Origin of the sequence: Kitasatospora sp. NPDC094016, assembly GCF_040304045.1 — a bacterium.
Taxonomy (GTDB): Bacteria; Actinomycetota; Actinomycetes; order Streptomycetales; family Streptomycetaceae; genus Kitasatospora.
Window position 1 is genome coordinate 1 of the sequence record NZ_JBEOUK010000055.1, and the last position, 14,741, is coordinate 14,741.

General features: G+C 70.4%; 12 protein-coding genes and 1 pseudogene. 8 read left to right on the forward strand and 5 right to left on the reverse strand.

The genetic code is table 11. From position 1 onward, the window contains the following. Nucleotides 1-553: 553 nt before the first annotated feature. The 3 genes from ABT015_RS33305 (at nucleotide 554) to ABT015_RS33315 (ending at nucleotide 4,728) form a co-directional block, all read left to right on the forward strand. Nucleotides 554-3,055, forward strand: coding sequence for a DEAD/DEAH box helicase (locus ABT015_RS33305; RefSeq protein ID WP_350885874.1), 2,502 nt, complete (start codon nucleotides 554-556; stop codon nucleotides 3,053-3,055). 259 nt (nucleotides 3,056-3,314) lie between these two features. Beyond that, nucleotides 3,315-4,376, forward strand: a complete 1,062-nt coding sequence (locus tag ABT015_RS33310) for a DUF2776 family protein (RefSeq protein ID WP_350885876.1) — start codon at nucleotides 3,315-3,317, stop codon at nucleotides 4,374-4,376. A 148-nt stretch (nucleotides 4,377-4,524) separates the two neighbouring features. Continuing rightward, entirely contained in the window at nucleotides 4,525-4,728 is a 204-nt protein-coding gene (locus tag ABT015_RS33315; protein WP_350885878.1) for an ATP dependent DNA ligase, read from the forward strand. Nucleotides 4,729-5,337: 609 nt separating this feature from the next. Here the strand turns inward: ABT015_RS33315 and ABT015_RS33320 are convergent. Together ABT015_RS33320 and ABT015_RS33325 are read right to left on the reverse strand one after the other, a co-directional pair. Beyond that, nucleotides 5,338-6,183 carry a hypothetical protein gene (locus ABT015_RS33320; RefSeq protein WP_350885880.1) on the reverse strand — a complete coding sequence of 282 codons (846 nt, stop codon included), beginning with the start codon at nucleotides 6,181-6,183 and terminating at the stop codon, nucleotides 5,338-5,340. 181 nt (nucleotides 6,184-6,364) lie between these two features. Further along, complete coding sequence (locus ABT015_RS33325; RefSeq protein ID WP_350885882.1) at nucleotides 6,365-6,796, reverse strand: hypothetical protein; 432 nt, start codon at nucleotides 6,794-6,796, stop codon at nucleotides 6,365-6,367. A gap of 300 nt (nucleotides 6,797-7,096) precedes the next feature. On the opposite strand from ABT015_RS33325, the gene ABT015_RS33330 reads away from it, so the two are divergent. Both ABT015_RS33330 and ABT015_RS33335 read left to right on the forward strand, forming a co-directional pair. Then, a complete protein-coding gene (locus tag ABT015_RS33330; protein WP_350885884.1) occupies nucleotides 7,097-7,276 on the forward strand; it encodes a hypothetical protein in 180 nt (59 codons plus the stop codon). 589 nt (nucleotides 7,277-7,865) lie between these two features. Beyond that, nucleotides 7,866-9,242, forward strand: a complete 1,377-nt coding sequence (locus tag ABT015_RS33335; RefSeq protein WP_350885886.1) for a hypothetical protein — start codon at nucleotides 7,866-7,868, stop codon at nucleotides 9,240-9,242. A 223-nt stretch (nucleotides 9,243-9,465) separates the two neighbouring features. On the opposite strand, the gene ABT015_RS33340 is transcribed toward ABT015_RS33335, so the two are convergent. Next, nucleotides 9,466-9,660 (reverse strand): hypothetical protein, encoded by a 195-nt coding sequence (locus ABT015_RS33340; RefSeq protein WP_350885888.1) that lies wholly within the window; start codon nucleotides 9,658-9,660, stop codon nucleotides 9,466-9,468. 549 nt (nucleotides 9,661-10,209) lie between these two features. Here ABT015_RS33340 and ABT015_RS33345 point away from each other — a divergent pair. From ABT015_RS33345 to ABT015_RS33355, 3 genes and pseudogenes are all read left to right on the forward strand, one after another. Next, nucleotides 10,210-11,331, forward strand: a complete 1,122-nt coding sequence (locus tag ABT015_RS33345; protein ID WP_350885890.1) for a hypothetical protein — start codon at nucleotides 10,210-10,212, stop codon at nucleotides 11,329-11,331. Next, nucleotides 11,274-12,112, forward strand: a protein-coding gene (locus tag ABT015_RS33350) for an IS5 family transposase (RefSeq protein ID WP_502897461.1) whose coding sequence is annotated in 2 segments (ribosomal slippage) — nucleotides 11,274-11,652 and nucleotides 11,652-12,112 — 840 coding nt in all. Because the reading frame shifts where the segments join, the coding sequence is not laid out codon by codon here. Before ABT015_RS33345 ends, ABT015_RS33350 begins: the two co-directional genes overlap by 58 nt. 209 nt (nucleotides 12,113-12,321) lie before the next feature. Continuing rightward, nucleotides 12,322-12,525, forward strand: a pseudogene (locus tag ABT015_RS33355) (transposase family protein); the annotation flags it as partial. 306 nt (nucleotides 12,526-12,831) lie between these two features. Here the strand turns inward: ABT015_RS33355 and ABT015_RS33360 are convergent. Continuing rightward, nucleotides 12,832-13,503, reverse strand: coding sequence for a pyridoxamine 5'-phosphate oxidase family protein (locus ABT015_RS33360; protein ID WP_350885892.1), 672 nt, complete (start codon nucleotides 13,501-13,503; stop codon nucleotides 12,832-12,834). A 27-nt stretch (nucleotides 13,504-13,530) separates the two neighbouring features. Next, a complete protein-coding gene (locus ABT015_RS33365) occupies nucleotides 13,531-14,574 on the reverse strand; it encodes a zinc-dependent alcohol dehydrogenase family protein (RefSeq protein WP_350885894.1) in 1,044 nt (347 codons plus the stop codon). Between the last annotated feature and the right edge of the window lie 167 nt (nucleotides 14,575-14,741).

The following is a 14,741-nucleotide window of genomic DNA, read 5'->3' on the forward strand; positions in this document are numbered from 1 at the left end:
CCGGCGGCAAGCCGCCGGGCAGGATGCGCCTCCGCTTCGCTTCGGCGGAAATTCCCGCGCAAGCGCGGGAATGGAATTCCGCAAGCGGAATTCAGGAGCGTATGATAAACCCGCTTCGCGGGTTTATCGGGATTCCCGCAGGCGGGAATCCGATGGCTGACTGGGAGGGGCGGGTGCATCACGTGCGGCACTGTGCAGACTCAGGAGTCCCATCCGATCTCCGGAAGTTGATGCCCGGTCGACCCACTGACCGTCAGAGCCGATACTTCCTGTCGAGCCCAGTGGACTCCGCTTCGCTCCGCCCACCCTGAACGCCCGTCGCCAGCCACCTCGAAGCCGTCGCCACGAGAGAAGCATGCCACCTGCAGTGCGAGCTCATGCCCGAATAATGCCGTGCATCACTCCGGAGTGGAGACCTTCGGCAAGCCCAGTGCATCATAGTGATGCACTGTGTAGAGTCAGTGTTGCATACACACCCCCGATGTTCGACTCTCTTGCGGGCGTTGTGCGATCAAGGAAATCCCCTCCGGCATTCCATGGAAGGATCGGGGACATGCCCATCGAGTTGCGTGACCACCAGATCGAGGCGGTTGACGCGATCATTCGCGCGCTGGACATCCCGCCGGGCGGGGTGATTCCGGCGGACGGGCTGCGGGCGCAGATTCACGCGGCCTGCGGGACCGGGAAGACGTACATCTGCGCGGCGGTCGCCCGGCGGATGGCGCCGCGCGGCCGGGTGCTCGTCCTGGTGCCGACGCTGGCCCTGCTGGGGCAGACGATCAAGGCGTGGCGGGAGGTCGGGCACACGGGGCCGGCGGTCGCGGTGTGCTCGATGGAGGACGACGTCGAGCTCTGGTCGATGGACGTCCGGTGCACGACGAATCCGATCCGGCTGGCCATGTGGCACGGCTCCGGGCCGGTCACCATCTTCGCCACCTACTCCAGCCTGGGGGTGCTGGCGGAGGCCTTCGAGGGCGCCTACGGCAAGAACCTGGACCCGCTGGACCTCGCCGTGGTCGACGAAGCGCACCGGACCTCGGGGAGCCTGGGGAAGGCCTGGGCCGACATTCACCACCAGCACGTCATCCCGGCGGCTCGGCGCCTGTATGCGACGGCAACCCCGCGCATCTGGCAGGAGCGGCCGGCACCGACCTGGGACCTGCGCGAGGGCGAGCGGCACGACCCGTTGCCGGAGGAGATGGCCGCGTCCATGGACGACGAGGCGATCTTCGGCCCCGTCGCGTGGAAGCTCCCGCTGTCCGAGGCGGTGAAGCGGGGGCTTCTCGCCAGGTATCAGATCATCGTGGTGGAGCTGACCGACCCGGTCGTCACACCGGAGAAGCTCATGAGCCCCGAGAAGCGCAGCGAGGAGATCCGCGGGCAGCGGCTCGGTGCGCTCCAGGCCGCCATGCTCCACACCATGGCGCAGCACGGCCTCCAGACGATGATCACCTTCCACCACCGGACCATGGAGTCCCAGGCGTTCGCGGAAGGGCTGCCGGCGGTGGCGCAGCGGCTGCACGTGGGTGATCCGGAGTTCTATCCGGAGCGGATCTGGGCGGACTGGCTCAAGGGTGAGCACGCCGGGGAGCGGCGGGCGCGGGTGCTGGCGGAGTTCGGGCGCAGCGCGCGGCGGGCCGTGCTGGCGCAGTGTCGGGTGTTGGGTGAGGGCGTGGATATCCGGGCGGTGGACTCGGTGGCGCTGTTGGATCCGAAGGGGGCGCCGCACGACATTGTGCAGGCGATCGGGCGCGCTTTGCGGCAGCAGCCTGGTGAGGGGAAGCTGGCGTCGTTGGTCGTGCCCGTCTTTTTGAAGGAGGGTGAGCAGGCGCGGGACATGTTCACCTCCGGGAGTTACCGGCCTTTGGTGAGTGTGCTTCAGGCTTTGCGGGCTCATGATGAGGAGGCTGTGGAGTTGCTGGCTGTTCCTCAGGTCGAGCAGAAGGCGGTGGTTGAGCCGTCGTTTGATATCGGTCCGGAGCCGGGGGAGGGTGAGCAGGAGAGCCGGATGCTGCTGCGTTTTTCGGCTCCCAGGGATCCGGTGATGGTTGCGCAGTGGGTTTCGTTCAATGTGATCGACACGGAGCGGCAGGACTGGGCCCGGGGTTGGTCGGCCGCGGAGAAGTTCGCCAAGCGGGAGGGGCATCTGCGGGTGCCGTTCGATCATCGTGAGGCGACGAGGGCCGGGCTGGACCCGCACCAGATGTATCCGCTGGGGCACTGGGTGAGCGAGCAGCGGAAGGCCTACGCGGCCGGTCAGATGGGGGGCAAGCGGGCCTGGCGGCTGGAAGCGTTGGGGATGGTGTGGGATCCGCTGGACGCGGCGTGGGAGGAGAACCTGGCGGCGTGCCGGGTCTACTTCGAGCACCACGGGACGTTGGCCGCTGTCCGTACGGCGACGGCGTTGGACAGGCCGGTGGGGCAGTGGCTGTCCAATCAGCGTCGGCCCGGTGTGCTGGGCGGGCGTCCTGACCGGGTGGAAGCCCTCGTTGGGATCGATCCGGACTGGAACCCGGGCTGGTCGCTGGGCTGGCAGCGTCACTACGCCGCCGTGCGTGAGTGTCTTCAGGGCGGGGCGCAGCTTGGTGATCTGCTGCCCGGTGTGACGGTGCACGGGTTGGATGTGGGGCGGTGGTTGGAGCGGCAGCGCCGGTATGTCGTGTGGCAGGGGCTGATGGACGGGCAGCAGGGGCGCCTGGCCGTGCTCGGCATTGAACCGCTCGCGGCCCCGGCCGGGCAGGAAGGCGTAGCGGGCGGGGTGAGGGGCGCAGCGGGTGGGCGGCGGGCCGGCGGCGGGGCTCCGAGCGCCTTCGACCGGGGTCTGGCCGCGCTCGCCCGGTACCGGGAACGGACCGGATCGGTCACCGTGCCCCGCGGCCACGTCGAAGAGATCCCCGACAGCAGCAGCGGCGACGGCGGTGGCCAGGCCGAGGACGGCCATACGACGGTGTCTGTGCGGCTCGGGGTGTTCCTGTCGAATACCAAGACCCGCCGGGCGAAGCTGACCGCAGAGCAGTTGGAGCGGCTCGCCGCGCTCGGCCTCGACTGGCGCTGAACGCCGGAGAGGTCCTGTGGCCGTCGAGACGCGCCCCCGGGCCATCCCTGCCCGCCCACACCCGCCCGCGGCCGCCGCGGCCGCCGCGGCCGCCGACAGCATCGCAGGCCACCGCCGGGGTCCCGCACAGCGGGTGTCGCCATGAGCCGATCGGACGAAATCCGTGGACACCCGCCGCCGGGGTCCCGGCCGGAGACCCGGCGGGCTGAACACTGACTGCCGCCCGGAACCGACGGGCGCGAGGGAACGAGGAGACCTGGTGAACCACGGAATGAGCGTGCTGCTCCGGGCGATTCCGCTGCTCATGGGCTCGGTGTCGGCCGCGCTCGGCGGCTACGTCCTCGCGCACTCCACCGGGCCGGGCGCCCGGGTCGCGGGCCTGACGCTGGTCTTCCTGGCCGCCGTCTGTCTCTGCCTGTTCGCCGTCGCGGCGACCGTCGTGCGGCAACTGATCGGCCGTTTCGGCGCGTTGGACCGGATCGGCTACCCGGCGTTCGGCTTCGCGGTGGCCGGGGCCGCCGTCGGCTACGGGCTGGGCCTGCTGGCGGAGAGCCACCGGCCGGTGGCCGATTTCGTGGCCGGCAGCGTGGTCCTCGGCATCGGCCTGGTCTGCGTGTGCGTCTCGTCGGTGGCCGCGGTCGCCACCCGCTTCACGCTGATCGGGCAGAACGCCGTCCTGCCGGAGGGTTCCCCGCCGCGCTCGCCCGCGCCGTTCGGCCGGTCCGCGGCCCGGGCGCTGGTGGCGGTCCCAGTCCTTGCGGCCGCCGCCGCCTGGGCGTGGGCGATCGTCATGCTGGCCAACGGGGGCGGCGGGGACTCGGACGGGCGCTTCACAGCCGGGCACGTGGTGGTCGACCAGGCGATCGTCTGCACCGCCCTGATCGGGCTGGTGATCACCTTGCTGCGGCAGATCCGGAACACGTACACCCGGCGGGAGTGGGTCTGGTGGCTCGTCCCGGCCGCCGTGCTCGGCGCCATGGACATCACCGGGGGCCTGGTCGTCGTTGCCCTGGACCCCCGACCCGGTCAACTGGCCACCGGGTACGTGCAGATCGGGCTGGGTCTGCTGTGCTGGACAGTGCTGAGCGCGGTGCTGCTGCTCGCTCTCGGCTGGCGCCGTGCCGCGCCGCCGGCCGGCCGCGCCCCGCTGGTCCCGGTCGGCACCACACTGCTGTGCCTGTTCATGTCGGCGTTCCTGTTCGAGTCGGCCGACCCGGACGTGATGGTCGCGGCCCGGGTCCTGGTCGGTCTCGGCGCCGCCTGCTTCTCGCTCTTCGCCGTGGTCTCCGTCCTGGAGGCCGGCGTCGCCGACCGGCACTGACCGGCCGCCCGAAAAAGCCAGCCGGGAGGGGCCAGGCGATCGTCCTACTGAATCGAGATCAACAACACTGAGGCGAACCCATCCTCCGTTTTATGGTTTTCCCAACTGAACTGAACAGTGGTCCCAGATTCTGCAAGTCCACTGGTCAATGCATGATCAATTGACAAGATCTTTCAAAGCACCCGCGACGGAGCACCCGATGTCCCCGTTCACCACCGGCGCCAGCCTGGGACTGGCGCGCGGCACCGAGGTCCGGTTCGTCCGGCCCGAGCTCCACGCCGAGGTCGAGTTCCTGGAACTCACCGACAGCGGCCGCCTCCGGCAGCCGGTGTGGCGCGGGCTCCGCGACTGAAGTGGGGCGCAGTCGGCCGGGCCCGGGGGCGGGGGGTGTTCCGTGGGGCCCGGCCGGTGGGAGGTCAGCGGCGCCCGGGATGGCGTGGCACGACAGCCGGATGGCCGGATGGCCGGGGCAAGGTCACCGCGGAGCAGCGCGGGTGGCCGTCGGGCACGGCGTGGAGTGGATGTGGCGCTCCGGCCCGGCCGGCCGGACTGGGTGGGCTGGGTGGGCTGGGTGGGCTGATCACGGCGCCGGCCGGTCCCGAGACGCGCTTTCGGGCCATCACCGGCGTGCGCCTGACGTCGGCGGCTACGCCCTGCTCTCGCTGCCCTGACGGCGTCACGCCGGCGGTCGGCCCGCGCTTCGGACCGGCGGTGCGTTGTCGGAGAGGCGTGCCAGGATTGCAGGCGTGAGCATCGTCGGACACCACGTGCGCCTGAAGCAGGCCGAGTTGGCCCGGGCCTTCGCGGGAGGGGTCGTCGCCGGGGCGGTCAGGGGGGTGGTCGGATGTCTTGACGGAGGTGTCCGGCATCTCGGCGGCCTCGTGCAGGGCGGAGGCCAGTCCGGCCCGGCCCCAGAGGCCGACTGAGTCCTTGAGTCGGCGGCAGCCGCCGACTCAGGCGCTCACAGATACTTGTCCTCGGGCGGGCTCTGGGACAGGTGCATCTCGTCATGGCGCGCCTGTATGCGAGCGATCACGCGCTCCTGTCCCAGCTTCTTTGCTTGGCGGAGCTTGGCTTCGGCAGCAATCACGGGAGCCCAGAACAACCAGCCCCACAGGCTGAAGTCCAGCACTCCACTCCACACCAGTGCCTTGTTCGTGCCGAACGATGCCACGAGCGTCAGCACATACGCTTCGACCCGGTGCGCGAGAAGCAGGCGTAGTGGTGCGTTCCAGGCCCCCTGTAGCAGCTCAACCGCCGCGGCGAGTTCAGCGGCCCGGAGGTCTTCACCTGTGTCCTCGCTGGACTCGCCACGAGCGGCTCGCTGTAGCGCGCCAGTCACCAGCACGCTCTGCTCCGCTTTGACTGCCTGGTGAGCTTGCCCTTGAGCGGCGGCTACGTTCAGGTCATCCCAATAGCCCCGTCCGGCCCAGCCCGTCGCATCATCGACCCGCTCGCGTTCGGCTGACCCGGGCGGGGCCAGCTCTTCGATCCTCTCCCGCAGAGCCACCGCACGGCGCGCCCGCCCCGGGTATTCGAAAGAGTCCGAGCGAAGGCACAGCTCCAGGTACGACACCAGGAGTCCGAGATCGTCCGCTGCCAGTGCGAGGCCATCGCGGTATGCGGCCTCAGCCTCGCGGTCATGGTCGTCCTCGTCTTCTGCGGCATGTGCCTGTCCGAGCCAGCGGAAGAGGACCGGATCGGGTCCGCACTCCTTGAGCCCCGCCTCTGCCGCGGCTATCACAGCCTCATAGCCACCCACGGCGAAGAGCTCCGAGCATCTCTGTACGTACTGCTGCCGTTCCACGTTCCCACCCCAGCCATCCGAAACAAGCACCCTCCGATGTACTCGGCACCGCTCTCAATCACCACTTGATCACGAACGCCACGTCAATTGTGCACCCGGCAGCCGAAGCCACTTCTCGGCACCTACCCCACCCTGCTCACCTGCTGTGACTCAGCATGCTGCTCGTCGCCGACAGAGCTGCTCAACGTGCGGTTCTCCGACCCGCCTCCTCCAGCGCCCGCCGGTACGGGCCGGCGTCGTCCAGGACCAGAACCCGCAAGGTCGTCCCGATGCGGGACCACACCACCGCCCGGGGCCGGCCGAGGGTCGCCGTGTGCGCGCTCGGGTCATCGGACCACAGCAGGAGGCCGATCGGGTCCGGCAGGTCGTCCGCGTCGAACGCGCAGACCGGCAGACCCTCGCCCACGGTGCGGGCCAGCCAGGTCATGTCGTCGTTGACGAAGTACAACTCCGCACTGCGGACAGCCGACTGCACCAGGCGAGGGTCAGTGAACCCGTGCATCAGAACAGGTCCAGTGCCGCGATCGGCGCGCGGCACGTTCTCGTCCGCCCAGCGGACCAGGTCCTGGCGCAGCTCGGGAACGTCGCAGGCGCGTAGATGGGTCGTGGCCATGGTTCAACCTAACGGCTCGTCAGCGGGTCCGGCGACGCTCTCGGGCCATCGACCACATCTGGCCGTGATCGACTGAATCCGATCAGGCGACGAGGCCCGCTGGTGCAGCGGCGAGGAGCAGGCACAAGCACCTTGGAAGCCCCAGAGATCACAGGCGGTGACGACTCAGCGCCCGCGTTCGCAAGCTACCGCGCTCCGAACTCGCAAACCAGCTTGCTCCGCCAGACCCCTGACCAGCGCCACCCTCCCAGCCGCTCGCAAACTAGCGCGCTCCATCACACCGTGTGAGGTAGCGGCGAGGTGGTCGCCGACGCTGGTGGCGGCCCCGACCGAACCCAGGCCACGCACGCCACCGTCCACGCCTACCTGGCCACCGGCCACAGCCGACGAGCCATCGCCCGCCAGCTCGGCATGACCTGTCGGACCGTCAAACGGTACGCCGACGCCACGACCCCGGACGAGCTGTTCCAGGGCCAGTAGCAAGGCAGGCCCAGCAAGCTCGACGAGTTCAAGCCCTACCTCGACCAGCGATGGTCCGACGGCTGCCTCCCGTTCCAGCCGTTCGTTGCGTTCCTGGCGGCAGGACCAGCGGGGGCCGATGCTGAGGTTCTACTCGATGCGGCGGGGCTGCGGGGGCTGGCCGGGTTGTGCGGGGCTGGTGGGGCGACAGCCCGGTCGGGACGACTCGTCAGGCGGTGACCTGGTCGGATGCCGGTTTGTCGCCGGTGTGCGTGGGGCGCTGCGACACACGGGGTTTCTCGCTGCCTCGGTGCCTCGAAGTGATCGAATCGGGGTATCTACTGTGGTTTGTCATGATTTCCCGTCAAGTGTCCCTGCTGTGTGCCTTGTCGCGGGGCTGGACGCTTCGTTGTGAGGAGAGGTGAACCTGCGGATGAGCACTCGTACTCGTGGACAGGGCGATCTGCCGTGGTACCGGGTCAGGCGTCAGCGGCCGGTTGCTGTGTTCAACCTGGTCGGCGGGATCGCGTCCGGCCCGGTTGGCTCGGGTGGGCGAGGTGGGGAGCGTGGCGCGGCAGTGGTATCGGTGGGGGGTGCGCTGCTGTCGGGTATGGCGCTGCTGGTGGCCACGGCTGCGCCGGCGGGTGCCGCGCCGGTGGAGGCCGCGCCGGTGCGGGCGCAGCGGGCTGATCCGTCGCAGACCTTCACCTTCACCGGCGCTCAGCAGACCTTGACGGTTCCGGCGGCGGCGGTGGTGACGATCACTGCGGACGGCGCCGGCGGTGGCGACAACACCGGCACTGCCTGTTCCGTCACGGGGACGGGCGGGAGGGGCGCGCGGGTGGTGACCACTTTGCCGCAGACCACCGCCCCGACGACCTTCACCGTCAACGTCGGCGGTGCCGGTGGCAAGGGCTGCAACGGCACCGGGACGGGGGGCGCCGGCGGCTTCAACGGCGGTGCCCCAGGTGGGAGTTACCCTGCCATCGGCTTTCGGGACGAAGGCCCGGGTGGGGGCGGGGCGTCCAGCATCAGCGTGGGCGGCTCCCTGCTGGTGGTCGCCGGGGGCGGCGGTGCCGCCGGCGGCACCGGAGCGGGCTCTGCCGGGGGCAACGGGGGCAACGGGGGCAACGGCGGAACATCGGATGCCACCGGCGGCACCGCGGGAGGCGCCTTCGCCCCCGCCTCGCCCGGGCAGGGCGGGGGCGGGGGCAGCACCACCGCCAGTACCGCGGGCGCCGGCGGGGCCGCCGGCACCGTCCCGTTCTGCACCGTCACGAAAGGCGGGCCCGGCAACGCGTTCTCCGGTGCCGCGGTCGGCACCGGAGGAGCCGGGGGCAGCATCGGCGGCGGTTGCGCCCTGGCCATCACCGGTGCCGGCGGGGGCGGGGGCGGCGGCTACTTCGCCGGCGGAGGCGGCGGCAGCGCCGCCGTCAACAACGAAGGCACCTCGGGGGGCGGAGGCGGGGGCGGTGGGGGCAGCAGTTTCGCGACCCCGACCGGTACCGGCACCAGCTACAGCGCCTCCACCATCGGGACGGCGAACAACAACGGCCAGGTGACCATCTCCTACACCGTCCCGTCCTTGACCATCACCAAGACCCACACCGGTCACTTCACCCAGGGACGGGACGGTACCTACACCATCACGGTCGGCAACGCCGCCGGGGCCGCCCCGACCGACGGCACGACGGTTACCGTGTACGACACCCTTCCCGACGGACTCAGCGCCGACAGCATCAGCGGCACGGGCTGGAACTGCACCCTGATCAACCTCACCTGCACCCGCAACGACGCCCTTGCCGCCGGGAGCAGCTACCCGCCCATCACCCTGAAGGCCGACGTCGACTGCTGGGCCCGCCCCGAGGTGACGAACACCGCCACCGCGATCGGCGGCGGTGACCCCGCCGGCCACATCGCCTCCGACCTCACCACGATCAAGCGCCACGAGCACGACGAGAAGTGCGAGCGCCAGGACCACTGGTAACCCGACCGACCTGCACGTAACGGCGGGGCCGTCCACGAGGACGGCTCCGCCGTTGCCGTTTGCGAGCCCTCCAGGCGGCGGCTGACCCCCGCCCGAGCGGGGGTGGCCCCCATCCGCGCCCGAGCCGAACAGCAGCAAGCCCTCAACTGACCGTTCTCGGGCCTTCCTCAGCTAGTCAGGCCGAACGACGACCGCCATCAGAGGGCCAGGGAAGGCCCTTGCATCAAACCCGACAGCAGGACTCACTCAGATGACTGTCGATCGCAGCCAGCAGGTCCTGAGCCGCTGCCCTCACCACGGGGTCACTGTCGTGGGTGAGCCGGTCCGCTGTCGGCCGGCCGCTCAGCACGGCCTGGTGGGCGTCCAACTGCACGTTCGGCTGCGGCGGGTTGCCGTGCTCGAGGATCGCCTGCAGCAACTCGACCACCCCGGCCCGGGACTTCACGCTCTCGGCGACCGCAAGGTCCCACAGAAAGGGAACAGCAGCAACAGTCGCATCGAAGACTGCCAGCTCACCGATCCCCAGAGCAAGATCACTCAGGGTCGCCTCACTCGCCCGGGAATCCCCCCCCCCGCGCGATCCGCGACAGCACGCCGGGAACATCTGCCGCCGACCCGTAGGCATGCTTCAACTCGTGCCAACGAACACGGCCCACGCCCTTGAGAATCGTCCCCATCCAAGCACTCCAGTCCGATCGTCAGACCCATCGCCCGATCGGACCCATTCCACCCCACAGGCCACAACGACCGCGAGTCCGGGCCGACACGTTGCATAGGTGCTCTCGAAACCCAGCGACATTTCGACGGCAGCAGATCAACACCTGCTGCCCAAACTCAGGCTCTGGCTCAACTTCCGTGGACTGCACACGCTGAGTGACGGGTGACTGTGCCTCACGCTGTCCTGGAAACCGATTGGCTGGCCACTGCCGAGCTGCGATGATGCCTCCGTTTCCCAGACGGAGGACATTTGTTCGTTTTCGTGCGTGCGGGGTGTGGCGCTGAGCTGACCACTTCGCTGTCCCAGGTCGCCCTGCCGGCCCACGCCCATCAGATATACGGAAACGGGATCCAGCTCCCGGTGCTCATGGAATCAGGCACCTTCGCCGTGGACTCGGAGCCATGGGGGCCGCCATGGCGAACGTGGGAAGAGATCCATCCGGACGAGGCTGCCGCCCGCGCCGTCTACGCGCCGGTCCACGCCCTGTCCGACGGCGCGCCCGGCGCGATCGTCATCGCACCAGGCGACGCCCGCGGAACCGTACTGATCCCGGGGAATCGCACAGGCGGCTACTGTTGCGGCCTTGACGGGGCCGACGGCCCCAACGTGGCCTGCGCGGAATGTGCCCTGCCCGTGGCGAGCCGGATCGACGACTGCTCGCTCTGGCAGGCGATGTGGCTCGCCCCGAACGCCGTACGCCGCCTTCCCGTCGACGGCGCCGACGCGGCACCGCTTTCCTGGGCGGAGCTGATGGCGGAAGGGAAGGGCACGCCCCCGTTCGAGCCGATCGCCACCTGGGGATCGCGAATGAGACCGGGCCACTGGTCGAACCACCGGTGGTCGTGGAGCCCACAGTGGGAGGCGGCGGCCGGCCAGGCACTCGCCCACCTGCTCGTGGCATCGGAAGGCCGGCCAGTGACCGTCCCGGACGGCCTGGCCGGGAAGGTGTTCCAACGAACGCTCAACGCCCTGCTGCCCGAGGGCCCGCCGGCGCGCCGCGCCGTCCTGGCCGGACCAGGACGACCAGCTCCCGGCGGGAACGCCGACATCCTCCTCGTACCCTCCCATCCACAGACAGGGGAGGCCTGGGCCCCAGCCAACACGGCGGCGTACCCGGTACCGCTGCCGTTCGGAGTGTGGCTACAGATGGCCTCCCCCGAGCCGGACCTGCCCGTTCCCATATCGGGCAACCTGCCCAAGAGCGCCCTCCGCGACGACTTCGACTCACCCCCGCTGCTCCCCGGTCGCCTGTTCCGGGTGGATCCGGGAGTGTTCCAGCACACCCTGGTTCGGCTGCCGGCCGTCCGCAGCCCGTGGCTGCGCGAGATCCTCGACGGCCTCACGCAGCACAATCGCGCGGGCTTCTTCTAGTCCCGGACGAGCTGTGGGAGCTGTTCCAGTTGGTGGTGCCGGAGGCGCCGACTCGGCCGCAGGGTGGTGGCCGGCGTCGCTACGGCGACCGGGAGGTGTTGGCGGCGATCGTGTTCGTGGCGACGTCGGGGTGCACGTGGGCCCAGCTGCCGCCCTGTTTCGGCCCGTCCGGGCCGACCGCCCACCGGAGGTTCAGCGAGTGGAGGAGAGCCCGAGTGTGGGCCAAGCTCCATCGGGTCGTTCTGGACGAACTCGGCGCGCGCGGCAAGCTCGACTGGTCGAGGTGCGCGGTCGACTCGGTGAACATGCGGGCCCTGAAAAAGGGGAACTGACAGGTCCGAATCCTGTCGATCGGAGCGAGTACGGGTCGAAGATCCACCTGCTCACAGAACGTACCGGTTTACCCCTGTCGCTCGCGATCTCCGGGGCCAACGTCCACGACAGCCAGGCCCTGATCCCGCTCGTCGACGCCATCCCGCCCATCCGCTCGCGACGCGGCCCCAGACGGCGCAGACCCGGCAAGCTACATGCCGACAAAGCCTACGACCACCGCTTCATCCGCTCGTACCTGCGCCGTCGGCAGATACCGGCCCGCATCGCCCGCCGCGGGGTCGAGACCTCCAACCGCCTCGGCCGGCACCGCCGGGTGATCGAGCGCACCGTCGCCTGGCTCGGCGGCTTCCGCCGACTCCACCGCCGCTACGAACGCAAGGCCGACCACTTCGCCGCCTTCGCCAGCATCGCCGCAGCCATCGTCTGCTACCGCAGAATCACCAAATGAGATGACTTCTAAAGGTGATTTCGCCTGCAGCTCCCCCGTGGGCAGGGGCGTTTCAAAGTCCCGGTGATCACATGAGTCCGCAGGCCGGCGCGCTCTGGAGGGTCCGGACCGGCCCGTCACGTACGCGTCGAAGCTCCAGTTGAACGAGGTGACCTTGCCAAGTCGCCTTGAACCGCTGGAGCTTCGACGTTCCGCCGGTCTGCCACCGTATGTCTCGTCAAGTCGCCCGCTCTGGGGATGCAGCGGGGCTCTCGCTGGCGGAGAGGCTGCGGGCGCTGCCCGATCCGCGTCGGCGGCGCGGGGTGCGTCACCCGTTCGTGGCGGTGCTGCTGATTGCCGCCTCGGCGGTGGTCGCCGGCGCGCGCTCGCATGCGGCGATCGGCCAGTGGTCCGCGAATGCTCCGCAGCAGGCCCTGGCCCGGCTGGGAGCTCGTGTGGCGGCTCGTTGGGGCGTGCGTCGCGCCGAGTGCCGCCACCATCCGTCGGGTCGTCAACCTGGTTTGTCCCGGCGGCCTGGCCGATCTGACCGGCGCCGATCCTGCCGGGTCGGACTCGGTGGCGATCGATGGCAAGGCTGCCCGCGTCTCCCGGCGGGGCGGGATGCCCGCCGCCCACTCTCCGGCCGCGATGACCGGCGACGGCCGGACCGTCACCCAGCTGCGGGTCCCCGGCAAGACCAACGGGATCACCTGCTTCGCGGCTCTGTCCGGCGTCAATGCTCACCAGCTGCCGATCCGGCGGCCGGTGATCTTGTCCGGGCGGACGCGTACCCACAGTGGCCGGGAGCCGCCGGCCCACGGGGTGGCGCCGGGCAGGGCCGAGAGCCGTCGCTCCTCGTCCGGTTCGTGGACGTGCCGGGCCTCGCCGAGGACGAGGACGCTCCAGCCCCGGCTCCGGCGGTCGTCGATGTGGTCCACCTGGAAGGAGACCGGTGAACCGTCGGGTGGGGCGGCGGCGCCACCGGGAGCCGTGCGGTAGACGATCGTTGCGGCGTCCACCGCGAAGTTGACCGGGAGGACGGCCGGTGCGACCGGGCCGGGCAGTCCGATCCTGCCGATACCGTGGGTGCCGACCAGTTCCCAGCATTGCGGTTCGGTGAGGTGCAGCGGCAGCGGACGCGCGGCGGGCCTCGACCACCCCGGTGGGGCGTCCGCGCGATGGCCCTCCAGCAGCTCCGACCAGGTCAGCCCGAGCACGGCGGCGATCCGAACGAACCCGGGCGGGTCGAACTCCGGGCCGGCCTTCAGCAGGTGCCGCAGGTAGGTCGGTGCCATGGCCGCCTCGTGGGCCAGCATCTGCTCGCTCAAACCGAGTTGGTCGCGGCGCTCGACGATCCGGCGGGTCATGTCGGTCATGTCGGTGGTGTCGGTGGTGTCAGGACCGTCGGTCATGGTGGCGGCGCCTCCATTCAGCAGGGGTCACGTCCGGAAGAGCGCGACCTTCAGGGCCCCGGTGTCGGCCGCGTCGGCGAAGACGTCGTAGGCGTCCTGCATCTCGTCGAGGCCGAAGCGGTGGGTGACCAGCCCGGCGACATCCAGGCGTCCGACGGCCAGCATGCCGAGCAGCATCGGGGTGCCGTACGTGTCGACCAGGCCGGTGGTGATGGTGACGTCGCGGATCCAGAGGTCCTCCAGGTGGAGCACCGCCGGCCGGCCGTGCACGCCCACGTTGGCGACCCGGCCTCCGGGGCGCACCAGACGGGTGCACAGTTCGAAGGTTTCGGGGACGCCGACCGCCTCGATCGCGACGTCGACGCCGAGGCCGTCCCGGCTCAGCTCGCGGACGGCGTCCGGGGTGGCCTCCGCGGTGGTGAGGACGGTGTCCGCGCCGAAGCGCTCGGCCGCGTCGAGACGGCTCCGGACGAGGTCGACGGCGATGATGCGGGCCGGGCTGTAGAGCCGGGCGGTGAGGATCGCGGCGAGTCCGATGGGCCCGGCTCCGACGATCGCGACGGTGTCGCCCGGGCCGATGCGGCCGTTGCGGACACCGACCTCGTAGGAGGTGGGCAGGATGTCGGCGAGCAGCAGGGCGTCCTCGTCGGTGACGCCGTCGGGCAGCGGGTGCAGGGAGGTGTCCGCGAAGGGGGTGCGGACGTACTCGGCCTGGCAGCCGTCGATCAGGTGGCCGAGGATCCAGCCGCCACCGCCCGTGCACTGGCCGTAGGTGGCGGTCCGGCAGTAGGCGCAGCGGCCGCAGGCGGAGATGCAGGAGATCAGGACGCGGTCCCCGGCCGTGACGGTGCGTACGCCGGGTCCGGTCTCGGTGACGGTGCCGACGGCCTCGTGGCCCAGGACGCGGCCCTCGGTGACCTCGGGGACGTCGCCCTTGAGGATGTGCAGGTCCGTACCGCAGATGGTGACCGCGTCCACCCGGACGACGGCGTCCTCGGGATCACGGACGACGGGGTCGGGGATGTCGCCCCAGGTACGGCGGCCGGTTCCGTGGTAGGTGAGTGCCTTCATACCCCGATCACTCCTCTCGGGCGGCGGAGCCGGGCCGGGTCCGCCCGCACCTTCCAGGTTTCCCTGCGGCCGCGGTCGCCGCCAGGGGCCAGGTCGCTCCTGTGCCTGGGCCGATCGGCCCCTGCGTGTCCGGCACGACCGGCCGGGCGCGCCTAGGCTGGTCAGTG